The sequence below is a fragment of the Falsigemmobacter intermedius genome (assembly GCF_004054105.1).
GTDB lineage: Bacteria > Pseudomonadota > Alphaproteobacteria > Rhodobacterales > Rhodobacteraceae > Wagnerdoeblera > Wagnerdoeblera intermedia.
On record NZ_SBLC01000051.1, the window covers coordinates 1 to 14909 of the forward strand.

A 14909-nucleotide genomic window follows, 5' to 3' on the forward strand; every position below is an offset into this window, starting at 1 on the left:
GGATGGAGCAGCAGGTGGCGCAGATCTGCAAGGTGCTGAACGTGAAGCTGGACTGACCTTCGGGGCTTGGGTTGCCCGCTGTTCGGCTCTCGCGGCCTCGCTGAGTTCTGACTGGCAGATCCGCGCGAACGCCGATCCGCCGCAGATTTGGCTGATCTTCGGGGATGAAAGCGAGGTTCATTTTACGCCTGATGATCTGCGTATTATCAAGGCAGGCAAAACCGCAGAAGCTTTTGAGAAAATCTATTTCCCGAGCATCGAGGAGCCTGAAATCCTGAAAAAGGATGACGATCTGCCCAGCCCGTGGTGAGCGGAAAATCTTTATGAACTGCGAAAGGGGGAACTGAGAGGCGCAGGAAATAAAATATGAAACGGCAAAGAAGACGAGCGCAGTGCATCAAGTGCAGCAACAAGCAGGCTTTACTCTGCGGGCCTTCAGGCTCCGCCCTGCTAGAGGTGGAAACAGCTGCCTCCGGTTCATCCCCCGTTTACCAGATCGGTCTTGCCTGCGTGGGGCATGACGGAAGCGTGCGAGTTACTGGCACCCTCATTGATCCGGGCCAGCCCTTTGCCGACTTCACCTTGATTTGTCTGGGATTGACCAGCTCGGGTCCGAGAGGCCCCAAAACTCCCCTAAATCCTGTCCATGACGGAAGTCAGAAGGCGCCAAGAGCTCCATCTATACTGAGGCGTTTGTGTGAGGGCTTGCAGGTTTGTAAACCTGTTAGGTTCGATCTGCTGGGCAATTTGAGCGAGCGTAGGGTGGAAAACCGGCGCGCAGAGGGCACGTATCAGCTAGCTGAGAAAGCCCGAAAATTTCATTGTTTTCTTGGTTGGATCCGTTGACCTATCCTCGGCAAGGGAGTCTGATGAATATATGAATTTTCACCTAGGCGGGCTGTCAGGCTTCAAGTCGAAGGCAGACCCGGAGAATTATGGCCGAACGATTTCATATAGCTGAGTGGTATGGGCGCCATTCATGGATCTCCAGCCGCTGGAGCGTGTCCACCTGGCACAACATCGCGTTGGCGCACATACGATGAAGAAACGGATGTAAACCGCCTCATCGCCCTTCAAGGAAAAGGTGCCATTGGTGGATTGAGTGTCCGCGAACAGGTCCGCCCCGATGTCTTAACCGCGATAATGGGTCAGTAGCGGACCGGCGAGCAGCCTTGCCCTTTCAGGACGGACATCGCACATACGACGTGCACGAAGCCTTGCGGTGTGTGCTCCCTACGCCTCTACACGGATGACGACGGCCGTTTTAGACCCGTTGGTGGTGATCGCGGCATGATCAGGTATTGTGCCGTTATCGCTTCCATCAGAACAACACGGCCTTCCGGCACATCGGGGATCGGCTACTTGGAGATCCTACGCCTACCCAGGCCGGCGAGGTTGGTTTCCTGGAATCTACTGGAAACTTGGACAGCCGCCGGGGGAAGACGTCAGGCGCATTGACATGATACTCGTCGCCAACAACGTCCCCGCGGCTGGCGGCATGAAGTGGACTGCGGTTGAGATCCAGGCGGTTTACTTCTCCGGACGAGAGATGGCCATCGAATTCCGAGATATCTAGGCACGTCAAGGCGCGGCGGCGATGCCAGTTGAGGGGCGGCGTCCTGATTACCGCAGCAGCGGCCCTAAGCGCCTGATGCCGCAACTGCAGATCAAGGTCCCGACGCTGCACCGATGGGGAAAGAATATGGCGATCCTAGTGGATAAGGCAATCTTCACGCCCATGGGGCAGATTAAACGTGTGGGACATCTGTCCAAGTGTTATGTGGTCTGGCTCCTGGCAGACATCCGGCGCAATCTTGGAGAGGCGTCCTATCGCATTGAAAGCGCAGACGAGTTCGGCAAAACCCTTGAGAGTGTGATCGAAGGCCTGACCGGTGGAGAGATTGTATCGCTGGACGAATTTGAAGACCGCATACGCTGAAAAATCTTGCCGTAAATCATTGCCAGCTTCATGGTTTCATAGTTGTAGCGCGAGCAGAACAAAATAAGAGCGAACTGTAGGAAGAGAGCATGACCCTGACAGCAATCGATCTCTTCTGCGGCGCGGGCGGGCTGTCGGCAGGCTTGGAGTTGGCTGGGTTCAAGGTGCTGGCTGGGGCTGACCTGTTCGAAGCAGCTGGGAAGACATTCGAGAAAACCCACAAGCATGCAAAGTTCATTGGCGAGCCGATTGAGGATGTGACGGTCGAGCGCCTCATGGAGGACACCGGCCTTCGGAAGGGCGAATTGACCGTTCTGGCCGGTGGCCCGCCCTGTCAGGCTTATTCCATTTACAACCATCAACGGGGCATGCACGACTCTAGGGCTGTGCTCTTCAAACAGTATCTTCGGATCGTCGATGGTATGCAGCCCGAGTGGATCGTGATGGAAAACGTCATGGGAATCTACTCTATAGGCGGCGGCGAGGCTGTCCGTTCTATCAAGTCAGAGCTGAAGAAGCTGGGCTATGAGGTTGAGGAGAAGGTCCTCAAGGCCGAAGAGTATGGCGTGCCCCAAGAGCGGCGCCGGGTGGTTTTCATTGGAAACCGCATTGGAGCCCCTATCCGTCACCCCGCACCTACCCACGGCCCCGGCCTCAAGCCCTTCACGACGATTAAGGAGGCGATAGGAGACCTTCCTGCGCTGGAGAATGGCGAGGACGGCGGGACTGTAAATTACGCTAAACCCGCGAAAGGCCCCTTCCAGGAGTTCGTCCGTGGCAGTCAGAAGATGGTTGAGAACCATGACGCGCCACGTTTGGGAAAGGTCAATATTGAACGTCTGAAGCATATCCCACCAGGAGGAAGCTGGCGGGACATTCCGCACGATCTCTTGCCCGCAGGCATGCAGCGGGCGAAGCGGTCCGACCATACTAAACGCTATGGCAGGATGACATGGGACGGACTGTCCTGCACAGTGCTGACTAAATGCGACATTCATTGGGGGGCCTATATTCACCCCGAACAAGATCGAGCTGTGTCGGTGCGTGAGGCGGCCAGGCTTCAAGCGTTTCCAGATTCGTTCGTGTTTCAAGGCTCGAAGACGGATCAGTATATTCAGGTCGGCAACGCAGTTCCTCCCCTACTCGGACGCGCGATCGGCAGGACGATCCTTGAGATTATCAACGAACAGGCTGAGCCCAAGATCGCCTCAGAATAACGGGAGCCTCGCTGTTTTGGCTCGGCGTTGCTTTGGTTTCAGCGGCCAGGCGGTGCGGGCTAGATTTTCCGGACAAGGAGAAACAGGCTCGGGTTGCGTGGTTTGATCATGACGCAGACAATACCCGCTAATTCTGAACCGAGCGATCTTTGATTTTGGCGAGGCCGCGCACGGTCGGGGTTGTAGGGGCGCAATATACGCCGCCCAAGAAGGGCGGCGTGGTGGAACAGGCAATCCGGCGTATTGGTTTTATTCGGGGCCAACCTTGATCTGATGCTGATCGGTGACGAGGGCGGTGTTTGGACTAACGTTGCCCCCGAGTTTTATTGAACCAAGCGAGCTCCGCTCGTTAGATTTGCCATGTGGGCGGTTTGAGCAACAGGGGGCAGGTCACTCGGGGGCCGGCGCAGATGGCACGCTTGTCGCAGACTACTTTCACCCATCTGACGCAAATCGCATGCGTTCCACAGTTGCCAGAAGTCTGCGGGACGCCTCAAACGTATCTATTAGATAGAGTGAACGACCCGCATCCAAATGCTCCTCCAAGTAGTTCGACAGCATGTTTGGGTCCCAGAAGGGATGAACAATGACGAAAGCTTCTCTGCGCCCTTCCTCGCAAAGCACGGTGGGCAGGGCGTTCGGGCCGATATGATCGATACGCCGGGTTGAAGGCGACAAGCGGCGCAGATCCTCGGCGGCACGTTCCGCAAGTGTCCTCCAATCCAACAGCTCCGGTGCAGAGAAATCTCCGCTACAGCCGACATCATGCTCGGGGTCGGTCAGACAGCGCAGGAAGCTCATGCCGAGGCGCCAGTCCAGAAGACCGTGATAGTGTCGGTTCCCATATCTCTGCATGCAGTAATAGCAGGCGAGACCGCAGTCTCGTCGGTGGGTGTCTGTGAGAAAACGTGAGGTCAGAGGGTCTTCTGAATTATCTAGCATAGATTGGATCAGAGTAGTGACAAGGGGACGCTCCTCAATAATCTCTGCTAGCCGACGACAGAAGCCGGCGCCGTTGACCAGAACATCTGCGATTTGAAGGACCGGGCGACCATCGTTCGATCGCGGTTCCAGTGGCTCGAACTCGTCGGGGTCGATATCGAAGCTTAGGGATGCACGCTGAATCAACATATGGGTTGCACTGATCGCTGCCGCCCGCAAGCTCGTTCCGGTCACGTCCTTTCTGTTACCGCCAATTCGCCTCAAAGCGAGTCTGGGGTTCACCTGTTGCATCGTAATAGTTAGCGCGTCCGTTCTTTTGCGTGAAAAGAGCCTGAAGGATCCGGGTGTGAAACCGTCCTGCTCCTCGAACCATGAGCCAGACTGACGCGAGGTGGTCTCTAGTATCGCCTGATGCGGCACACGCGCTACTTTCTGTGACCTTCCACCCTCCATTTCAAACCACGTATGCCCCTGTGTCCGTGAAACCAGTGGATAAGGCTCTGGCGTGCCATCCTTGCCAAGTGGACCGCGATTCCGGCGGATGATCTGCGCTTCCGACCCCGAAGAGAGGATCATGTTGGTGCCTGGAACAGGCCGTAAAGTCATAGGTGCAATGATGGATGCTGTTTCTCGGCGGAGCAGCGGGGGAAACTGCTCCATCCCATCTGATTTCTGCGCCTTGAAATCCGTGCGGAACGCGGCAGGGGAATGATAGGTTTCCATGGCCTCGGCGGAGAGAGGATGGCCGCACTCGGCACAGGTCAGCCCGGAAGATGACTGACCTGCCCGGATCATCGTGATGCCATTGCACTGCACGCAATCGGCAATTGTCTGTATCTCGCTCCACCACTCCTTCATCGGGGCGGGCGTGATTTCCCATTCTCCCTGCTTACCCGGTCGCAGAAGGCCCAGCGGTGAAGTAAATCCGACCGGGGTATGTAGCAATTTGTCTCTTGCCAGCGTCTGACCAGGTGCGAACTCGTAGATCGCGAGATCCATTTCTCGGTCCACGGTGTCCCAGCCGACCGCCTCCCGAGACGTTGCCTTCGGGCCGACGTAAAGATTGCGCACGCGTGTTGGCATACCGAACATCGGCAATAACCCGGCTTCGGCGAGATGCTCTGCGAGACCCTCGGACGTAGCCGCGCCTATTGGAGGACGCGTGGCTTCGATGGCGTCGATCAGCTCATCCGGAGACAGGCCCATAAGTAACTCGGATGCGCGGCCTGAGTAGCCGGCGCCGATGCTGGCTGCCAGCCGATCGCGCGTGTCGATTGACCGCTCCAGTGCACAACGCAGAAGTTTCTGCCAGCCGCTCGTTGTCGCGAAATAGGCGACGACTGGGACATATTCGCCATGGATGTCGTGCAGCGTGTCGCCGGGATAGCCCGCGCCATGTGCTGCACGCAGGTCCTCGAAAGCCGCCGCAAGCCAGCCCTTACGTATCAGACGCCGACCGATATCAAGGTGATCCTGTGTTAGAAACGGTGGCGGCGGCGCATCTGCAGTGATGGCCCTCGGATTACGGAAGTAGTGCAGGTCATGGCTGCGCCCGCGGCAGAGTGTCAGCGCAATTGAATATGCCTGACCGCGCCGGCCCGCTCGTCCAACTCTCTGCTGGTAATTGAAACGCTGGGGCGGCATGTTAGCCTGATAGACCGCCTGCAGAGAACCAATATCGATACCGACTTCCATGGTCGTGGTCACCGATAGCATGTCGATCTCTCGCGCCCGCCGCGCAAGGCTATCCGGAGCAGCATCAACGAAAATCCCCTTGAATCGCCTCAACCGGTCAGCAGGCGATCCGGTTTGTCCGGTCAATTCCTCACACCGGAGCCGGAATACGCCCTGCTCTTCACTTAGTGCGGTCTCAAGCCTGCGCGAGATGTAATTGCGCTCTCGGATATCCCGAGCGTTAGCATTGGCCTCTTGCGGAAGTGGAGCATGACATCGGGTGCAGATTCCAAAACCTTTGTGCAGATGGGCACGATGGCAGGTTTGGCATTCGAAAACCGGCGCATCGGGAGGCACAACCTTTACGAAAAGCCGCTCGATCCGGATGATGCCGCCGCTGTGGCCAAGCCCCTTCAACCCATCCAGTAGCCCGGTGATCTCGTCCTCCGACAGGTCGAGGGCGTCGAGGAAGGCACGAACCCGGCGGCTCCGTATATCTCGGGCCGCGTGCCATTCCTTGACGCCGTCAGTGACCCACTTGTTGGCCTGAACCCGGTAGCTGTCGGCAAAGACGCGCAGCAGCGCATCTAGCCGGTCACTATGAGAATCCGCTCTACCCGTCAGACAGGGATAGCCAATCCCGGTTTCTTCGAGCGCGAAGTAGTTCCGAGAAAAAATTACATCTTCAACCAATGTGCGTTGCGCACCTGCAACTTGGTTGCGCGCAGCACTCACATCTTGGACGTCCACGTTACGTGTCCAAGTGGGTATACCACCGGGCTCATCGAAAAGCTCGAACCAATCGTAGAAGCGGCGGGAGCCGTTCTCTCCCCCCTTCAGGCGTTCGATCCCAGTGTCGTCTGTTGGATGCATGCCGATGCGGACCATGCCGGCAAGTAGCCGCCCCGCCGATGATTTGCCGGAGTCGGCGATCTCGATAATCTCGGACAGCGGGATACGATCCGCATCTCTTGTGTGTCGCGCTTGTTTAATCTGCTCGTTCAGATCATCCACGAGATCGTCATCGCCGACATCCTCCGCCTCGTCCCGCAACCGACGTAAGTTCTTGACGTCCAGAACTGGAGTGTTTGCGATGGCCCTCATTCCTTCCACAAGCAGGCGCCTGCGGGTGTCATCATGGTGCCCACGCTCAACATTGATGGCAGCGCGCGCTGCATCTTGGCGGCTGTCTGAAAACACAACCGCCTTGGGCGCGGTGCCGGACCGTTTCAAGAGTTCGAGCAGTTCGGAAGCTAGTAGCTGCGAGGTCTTTGCAAACCCCGTGCGGAAGCTACGGATGGGTGACTTGCGAAAGTTCTCACTGCGCCGGAAATAATCAACTCCACAGCAAGGGCAACCATTGGGGCCGGCGGAGCGGGGGCGTCGGGCAGCCTGCCCGTTAAGAACGAAGATGCGACCTGGAATACATCCGTCTTGCGCAGCTGGCGCCGTATCGAAAATCTGGGCATTGGAGGGACTTAGCCAAGCATCGAGCCACTTTTCATCCTCGTTTTCACTGCGTTGCAATTTTGTGCGCCTAGGTAAGAACAGCACAAACTGTTGATGGCTCAGTGCTTCGTAATCTGTTTCGCCGCCAATGTCGGGCAATCCCTCTAGATCCCTCGTCGTCGGTAGAATTTCCGTCCAAGCCGTATAAACTGATGTCTGCCCACGCCTTCCGCCAATGAATTCAGCGTAGCAGACTTCGCAGTAGTAGAGCTCGAACATCCTCTGCGTTCCGCGCGAGGTTTCCGTATGACTCGCGCCACGCTCGATCGCTAGGTTCTCGTATTCCAACTTACCCGCATCATTCAGCATCGGGCTCAGAAACAGACCCTCGAGATTCCGAAGGAAGAGATGTAGCCGGAAGGCTGGGACATCGTTGGGCATATCCTTGATTTTATCGCCCATTCCCCGCAAGATGGTTAGTCCGCGAAGAGGCAGCAGACCCGCCACCGGGCCAAAAAGAGACGCACCTATCTGACTGGCCGGAGCGGCTTTCAATGCGCCGTTCTTGTCTACACATGCGGCGGCCAGACGCCGTCCCGCATGTGTGACGATATCGGTGAAGGCGTCGCTCGCAGCCCCCAGCGCTCGTCCGCAGCGAGCTATAATCTCGTCCAAGTCTGGCTTTTCGCCCGGCGTGTAACTCAGCGCTCCGGTGAATCGCCCTGCGGGGCAGAGAAGCCGCGCGAGATCCGAGAAAGGGGTCGGATCAAGCAGACCGGTCTCACATTTTGGAAGCTGCATCGTGCCGGTTACCACGCAGTCCGCCCAGTCTTCGGGGCTCGTTGCCCCGTTCTCGGTCTCGGCGGAGTGGGTGCCGAAGGGACCGAAGAAATCAAACAGGTATTTAAGGCTTTGATCCCGCTCGGCGCCCTCGAGCGGTAGCGACGCGGAAGACGAGAGGATACGCAGTTTGTGCCGGAGCTCTGGCCGGTCCAGCCCGAGCCGAGTGATCAGTAGGCGCATCAGCGCCGCGGTTTCTGTTCCCGCGGAACCACGGATCAGATGCAGCTCGTCTAGAACAAGGTAGAAGTAGGCATCCTCTTGCTGCGCCAGCCAATCTCGGGTGGCGTCGAAAATTGGAGCCTCAACTTCGCGCGAAAGCATAGCGCTGAGCATCGAGACGTTTGTGACCAGGATGTCTGGCGGAGTCTGTTGCATGTCCCAACGGCAAACGAGTTCCGCCCCGTCGATAGACGGGAACAGGTAGCGCGTAGGGTCTTGGTCCGGATTCTGTTTGTCGTAGGTGCGGGCGAGTTCCTGATCCGCAGCGATCTGCTGAAGGATTTGCGCGGCCTTGCGCCTGCGGGTCCTTGCATCGCTTTTCTCACGTTGATCGGTCCGCCGCGGATGCCTCAAATGGCCTGGAACTGGCGTCGCAGACGTGTAACGCCCGAAAAAGATCCGGTTGCCGCGCGCTCGTCGGTCCAGCGTCGCCTTCGCCTCCGGGCTATCGAGCATCTTGCGCAGCCTGACCATCTGATCTTCAACCAGCGCGTTCATTGGATAAAGCAACAAAGCGCGTAGCGCAGCAGGTCTTCCCGTCCCTTCCGCCGCCCTATGCGGAGTGAAATCGGGAGTGATATTACCCGCATTTCCACCCACCTTGCTCGTCTCGTTCCGTGAGCCCTTCCACCAATCGGTATGGCAATATCCGGGCGCCGGCGCTGGCCAGCGGGTCGCCTCTGCCGTAATGCTGGCGAGGATTGGCAATAGGAAAGACTCTGTCTTACCCGAACCAGTGCCTGAAGTGACGATGCCGGGTAGTCCTGAGCGGACGCCGCGGGTGAGCATCTCCACCTGATGGGTGTAGGGAGCGAAACGGGAGCTGCGTGCTAATTGACCATCACTGTCGTCCCCCGGGAAGAGGCCAGAGAGAAACATCTCCACGATCGCCCGACGTTCCTCCTCTGAGAAGCCGGACAACGGGGAATCTGTCCCTGCTGTCACCATTTCCTCGAAGCTCAGATCGGATGCACGATAGCGCGGCACTGGCTCTAGAAAAGGCTCCGGCATAAGTCCATCCGGTGCTGCAAGCAACTCTCGACGGGCTGTTGTAAGATCAGATCGGCCTATCCGGTAGGCTGTGTCGAGATAGGAGAGAAAGAGTTTCAGGATCTCGCCGTGTGCGCCAAGGGGATCAAGCATTTTCTTGCTCCTTCAAAAGGCCGTTCAGCCATGTTTCACCAGCGCGGCGCAATCCGATCAAGCGTGTCACACGCGTTGAAATGGTCTCGTCCGAAACGCCAAATAGGCAGGCTGCACGGTGGAGTCCGATCTCGAATGTCAACTCCATGGGTGTCCCGATTTCATTCGCCAAGATGCGGTCTTCCAGCGCGTCCTTTTCCAGCAAATCGTAGGGCGCATGCGGTAAGTAATACAGTGGCCGTGCACGTCCCGAAGCCTCTCGCAGTAAGCTCCCACCCGCGGCGAGACGCAGAGCGGGGGCGAGACAGAGAGCAGACCGCGGCAATTCGGACCAAGTCATGCTGGGGTCAGCGGGCCGTGCGGAAAGGCTAATTCCAATCAGTAGGTTGCGGGGGCGCTCTGGTCCGCGCAGTATGTCGAGCAGACTGGGCAACCAGAGCTTCATCGGCGCCATGTCGAGCCCATCAAGCCAGAGTAGGTGATATCGCTCAGGTGTGCGCCGTGCCGCCGTCCATGCCAGCCGCAGCCCACCAGGCTCGCCGTTGCCTGGGCGTGTCCAGAGGTCGTCCAGAGCGATTGTGCCGGGGCCGATCACTTCCCGGAAGATCTCTCCCCCAGAAACTAGTTGCGCATAGCCAGGCATCATTCTTTCGGCTGCCTGCGTTGGCAACACCGCACATGCCCCTGAGCGCAAAGCGAGGTCGAAATACTCAAAATCATCCTCGCTTATGCCGATTTCGTTCGCGGTGCGCCTAAGCTTTTTCGCAAAGGCCTCGACGGAAAGTGGCTCTGCGCTGCAGCGACGTGGTGCAATCCAGGGGGGGAGTGTCGGGTCGGTTGTAATTAGAGGCGCGGCATCGGCACCTACAACCGATCGAAACCGGTCCAACATGGCATCGAAGGTTTCGTCATGCTCCATGCTAGCATCATCCAGTGCCCCCCCGAGCGCCACGATCTCTTCAGCGATTTGGCTCCGGAGTGTGGCCTGTTGGTCGCGCAGTTCATCCGCCTCCCGACGACATAGCTCCAGTAGCGCCTCTTCTTCCGCAAGTAGTCCTGCGATCTCGGCACGCCGCGCGACGAGTCCGGCCTCCGCTTCGACTAGCTCCTTCTCAAGCGTGGCTTTCCGGATCTCGAGATCTGACATTTCAGAGAAGAGGGCCGCCCGGATTTCTACCCTCATCCCCTCTTCAAGCTCTTTCGTCCGAGCAATCACGCTGCTTTCCACCTGCGCGCGCACTTCAGGCGTCTCCAGCAGATGTTCAGCGATTAGCGGAATGGTCATCATATGATCTTGGATTCGCCCAATGAAGCCGGTCGTCCAGTCGAGCCACTCGTTATCGGCCCAAGTTTCTTTCAGGAAGGCTTCCATGGCTACAAGTTGCCTAATGATGTTCGCTTCCTCACGTCGCGACGGACCGCTTGAGCTCTTCCGGAATTTCTTCAGCAATTCCTCCAGAAGACTACGGTCATCCAGCCAATTGATGCGATTAATTTCGATACCAACTGTTTCACCGGGGAGTTCTCTCCACCGTCCGTTCAAGCGCTTGCCCTCGAACAGGCGGCCATCAAACACATGGATTTTGAACGTTCCCGGTTGCGCGACAAACCTGTTCGTCAGCACATCGGGTGCAAGTCGGACGGGAACGCATTCAGTCGGGCTCAGAGCCAGAATGAGCTCTTCTGTGCCGCAGGGCAGATCATCAAATCCGGTAGTGAGAACCTTGAAACGGATTTGTTCGAGAGACAGCCCCCGCATATCGATGACCTCGCGCGGGGTTAAATGTTGGTCGACAATGAATTTATCGTGCTCCGCATCGACAGAGCGCGGGTTGGGCTTGGCGGTAAAGGAGAGATACTGCCCCTTGCGCGCAAGGGGCAAGGATGGCGCAAAGACTTTTCCAAGGGGCGGTAGGAGCAGCTCCATCTCGGCGTTCTGCCAGCTGCCATTCTTTGCAACAGCCTCGCAGATGATCCGCGTGTGATTGCGCGGCTCGTATTCGCAGTAGCCTATAAAAAGTTTATCAGACACGTTCAATGACCTCGAGAAAGCATGTTTGGGCGTAGGCCGCGGCGGCGGGCGTCCCCAAGGGAGTGCATCACAGTGCGGCCCATTCGACCTTGGGACCGACCGCTGCCGGAAAGGGCAGGTCCATAGACATGGCACAGGGCAACAAAATCGGTGGTGCTGACAGGATAGTGATAGGTCCACGTGCCGTCCGTTCGGAGGATTGGACCGGTCTGAGCAGCATGCCCTCGCCGCAGGAAGATGGCCAGATCCAAAGGTAAGTGGCCGTCTTGGCAGATCCGCTCTAGCCCTTCACCATTCAGTTGGAACAGGGCGATTCTACTCCTGCGGTGGTGCTCGAGGATGGCCGCCACGCGGGACTCCAATAGCAGGTCGGCGCCCGCGCCCGTGAGACGGTAGATATCCTGATCATCATCGCGCACAAGGCGTTCCAGAACCGGGCCGTTTACAGCAGGGGCTGCCTCTGCAGGCAGGAAATGCCCGTGCTTCGCGGACCATCGACCAACCACCTTATGCCCGATCCCTTCCCGGCGATCCCGCAGCCAGCAGTCCGGGGCAGCGGTGAGGGGCATTTGGTCGGGGGCTTTTTCAAAAGCCCATTTTCCAATGGCCGCAAGACGCTCTAATCCGCGCCCTTCTAGCTGGACGAGAGGTGCAGACCAAGGGTCAGACCGGATCTGTGTCACTCTGATCCCGCGTTCGGTCGACAGGGCGTCTAGCTTTTCGAGCGCCGCCTCACCCCAAGCCCCCTCGCACATCGCGGTAGTCTCCGAGGTCGCTATGATCTGCGGCGGTAGCAGGCGCCATTTCCGGCCCCGCCAAGTGCGGTTTACATCTCGCACGAGCCAGCGAGCCTCCTCGAGAGATCGCAGCACGTCCCAGACCGTGCGCGGCTCTGGTAGCACGCGGGAGAGAAGATCGACCACCTCTCCCTCGCTCCGCGCTGCCTTTCCTCGACAGTAGAGTGCTTCCAGCGCATGGGTCAGGGGAGACTCTGATCCTTTGCAGTCTCGGACAGTTGCGACTTCGAATCGCAAAGTCGCCGCAGGTTGCGTGACCTCTGCCTGCATTTCCTTCAGCTCTCGTGCGGTGTCAGCCCGGTCGGGCCAATCCTCTATAATCGTGCTGCGAGACATCAGGCGCAGAGGGAGCTCGTCCGACTGCTTGTTCCGGCTCAGGGTCCATATGCCATGTATTGGTTTAGACGAGACGATCTTGAAGACACCGTCTACCGCAGTCGCCTCGAAGGTTAGGTGTTGCTGCTCCTGCTCTCCTCGGGTCGCGACGCGAGGCGGGAGACTGTCGGAGAGATGCACCGTGGGGAAGTATCCCGGGCGACCGAGTAGGTATCCATCGGATAGGCGTATCCCGCCTTCTAGACGTAGTGGCGGCTGCGCGCTATCGGCGGCATTCGGCACCATGGCCCGCGGGTCACGCAGAGCGCGAGCTTCCTGTAGGCTCATAGGTCTGGTAGCATGCCAGCCTCCGCCTACCGGTCTCGTGCGACAGCCCGAGAGAATACGGGGAAGCCGTGTGAGTAGCAGCGTCGGAAGGTCCTCGCGCGGAGGGCGGTGCCCGACCGTCCAGGAGGCGCCGCCGGCCTGCTGGAAAAGGACGGCGTCGGAGTTCCACAGGGCCTGAACACGACTGTCGACAGCCATGTATCTGTTCAGGTTGGGTGTGCCGATGTCTCTGGTCCAGACCGGCTTGGCAAGATCCGACTCCCGCATGCCACGCGCGAGCTGGAGGTCCACTTGGTCGCCATCCCATCCTGAGAAGAGGGCCGTAAGCTGCCACAGTGGCGCGAGCCGCTTGTCTCCGCTCTTCAGCATGTCCGAAGCTATGCTAGAAATCAGTTGCCATGTCGCGTTGCCGAAAAGCGAAGCGGGCGCGGCGCGGTAGCTATCGTGTAACTTTTTTACCTCGCTCTGCAGCCACAACGGAAGATCCGCCCGGCGGGCGCATACGGCATCGAGCAGGGTGAACCTGTCTTCGAAGGTCCTTTCTGGAAACTTCTGCATGACAGCGCGCAGCGCACGACGGTCCGCCCAGCTCGGCTTCGCCAGACGCAGCGCAATTCCGATGAGTTTTTCCCGTCCGGGATCAGGGAGAACGATGCGGCGCCATGGCTCACCCTGTTGACGCTTGCGATCTATAACGGATGCAAGAGCGCGCCACATCTCGTTCACGCCACTGACACCATGCTCTGGGTCGCCCTCATCAAGAAGCTGACCCAGACGGACCCGGAAGTTCTGCGTCGTTCCAGCCCCATGCGAAGTTGCCGTGATATGGCAGGTCAGGATGAAGAACCGCAGTGCACGGAGTGCACGGGGCCCGTCGCGAGAAGATGCATCGGGAGGGAAGAAATTCTTGACATTCTCACGGGTGAATAACCGACAGAAAGCCTGGGCGACCTGCTCTGGAGAGAGATCCTCTCGACCGATCGCCTGACGCAGCTCCTCCGGTGTCGCATCTACAGATCGCATGGGCGTGTCCCCGTAGGGACCCGAAGTCAAGAAATAGTGCATCTTGAGCTTACTTTCCCAAAAATGCACGTCTCCGAGAGAGTCTCTCTCGAATGTCGTCGAGGCCTTCGTTGAAGCCTTGACTGTTACGACTGCCATTTTAGGCCCGCGGATTTATCTCGTTGCGTCATGAATGCACACAGCTTTTTCAGTTGAGGATTGGCCTGCACTTTGTTGGTCCCTCATTCATAACAAGAGTCTGTAAGTTGGTCTCGGATATTCAGCTTTATCATCTGGCAGAAGCGCGCCGGGAGCGGTGCCACCAAATTAAGAGGTGGTCGCACGAATTCGGACTAGGGGCTAATCTTTAGCTGCTGAAGAGGAACCGGTGCGACATGACAAAACGCAAGCGCTATTCTGCAGAGTTATAGGCGAAGGTGGCTCTTGAAGCCATCCGCGAGGAAATCACGACGGTCGAGTTGACCAAGAAATACGGAATGCATCGGCGCTGTTGCATAACTTGGCTTCGCCCAAACTTCGCTTTAGCCAATCTGGGTTTATTCGACGGGGGCTAACGTCGGTGTGCCGAGAGCTGTGAACAGGTTGAGAATGGCGCCCCGGATCTGGACCTCTGCGCTTTCGCGGGCTGGCGGCTGTCGATCAATACCTCGGATGCCGCTTGCCAGCAGATCCACGGATACCTTTGCACACGCCTTGGCCTGCCAGAGCCGTCCTATGAGGACGGGCGTCCGACGCTCACGCCGGTGACACCGGCGCGCATGGTCAAACCTGGTCCGCTTAAAGCCCTTTACGACGCACTCACTCACGCCTTCGCTCGCCACCAGCCCGAGAACATGGAGGCCCTGAATAGGGTGATGGACCGCTTCAAGGCCAAGGCGGTCGTGAACGGTCATGGCGTCTCATCTTGGCAGTGGAGCGACGGCACCTCGACGCTCTGGGGCGGCAGGCTCGGCAAGGCTTGGCAGCCC

At 58.2% G+C, this 14909-nt stretch carries 5 protein-coding genes and 1 pseudogene; 3 read left to right on the forward strand and 3 right to left on the reverse strand.

The genetic code is table 11. The annotated features are described in order from the left end of the window. The 3 genes and pseudogenes from EP867_RS19920 to EP867_RS17485 all read left to right on the forward strand — a co-directional run. On the forward strand, nucleotides 1–310 hold a 310-nt coding region (locus tag EP867_RS19920), incomplete at its 5' end, for a hypothetical protein (protein ID WP_164888929.1). An 881-nt stretch (nucleotides 311–1191) separates the two neighbouring features. Continuing rightward, nucleotides 1192–1939, forward strand: a pseudogene (locus tag EP867_RS20330) (NotI family restriction endonuclease). 89 nt (nucleotides 1940–2028) lie between these two features. Continuing rightward, complete coding sequence (locus tag EP867_RS17485; RefSeq protein WP_128490751.1) at nucleotides 2029–3156, forward strand: DNA cytosine methyltransferase; 1128 nt, start codon at nucleotides 2029–2031, stop codon at nucleotides 3154–3156. Nucleotides 3157–3591: 435 nt separating this feature from the next. Here EP867_RS17485 and EP867_RS17490 read toward each other — a convergent pair whose 3' ends face one another. Genes EP867_RS17490 through EP867_RS17500 form a run of 3 tightly spaced genes read right to left on the reverse strand, consistent with a single transcriptional unit; the run spans nucleotide 3592 to nucleotide 13941 of the window. Further along, the gene (locus EP867_RS17490; protein ID WP_128490752.1) at nucleotides 3592–9426 is read right to left on the reverse strand and encodes a DEAD/DEAH box helicase; all 5835 of its coding nucleotides are present in this window, start codon (nucleotides 9424–9426) and stop codon (nucleotides 3592–3594) included. After that, nucleotides 9419–11458 (reverse strand): OmpH family outer membrane protein, encoded by a 2040-nt coding sequence (locus tag EP867_RS17495; RefSeq protein WP_128490753.1) that lies wholly within the window; start codon nucleotides 11456–11458, stop codon nucleotides 9419–9421. The genes EP867_RS17490 and EP867_RS17495 overlap by 8 nt, the downstream gene beginning before the upstream one ends. A 2-nt stretch (nucleotides 11459–11460) precedes the next feature. After that, on the reverse strand, nucleotides 11461–13941 hold the full coding sequence (locus EP867_RS17500; RefSeq protein WP_128490754.1) for a hypothetical protein: 2481 nt from the start codon (nucleotides 13939–13941) through the stop codon (nucleotides 11461–11463). Nucleotides 13942–14909 lie beyond the last annotated feature (968 nt).

Excerpts from the sequence above, each read along its gene's own strand:
- EP867_RS17485 (WP_128490751.1), top strand. The coding sequence starts at position 2,029 with ATGACCCTGACAGCAATCGATCTCTTCTGCGGCGCGGGCGGGCTGTCG.
- EP867_RS17490 (WP_128490752.1), bottom strand. The coding sequence starts at position 9,426 with ATGCTTGATCCCCTTGGCGCACACGGCGAGATCCTGAAACTCTTTCTC.
- EP867_RS17500 (WP_128490754.1), bottom strand. The coding sequence starts at position 13,941 with ATGCGATCTGTAGATGCGACACCGGAGGAGCTGCGTCAGGCGATCGGT.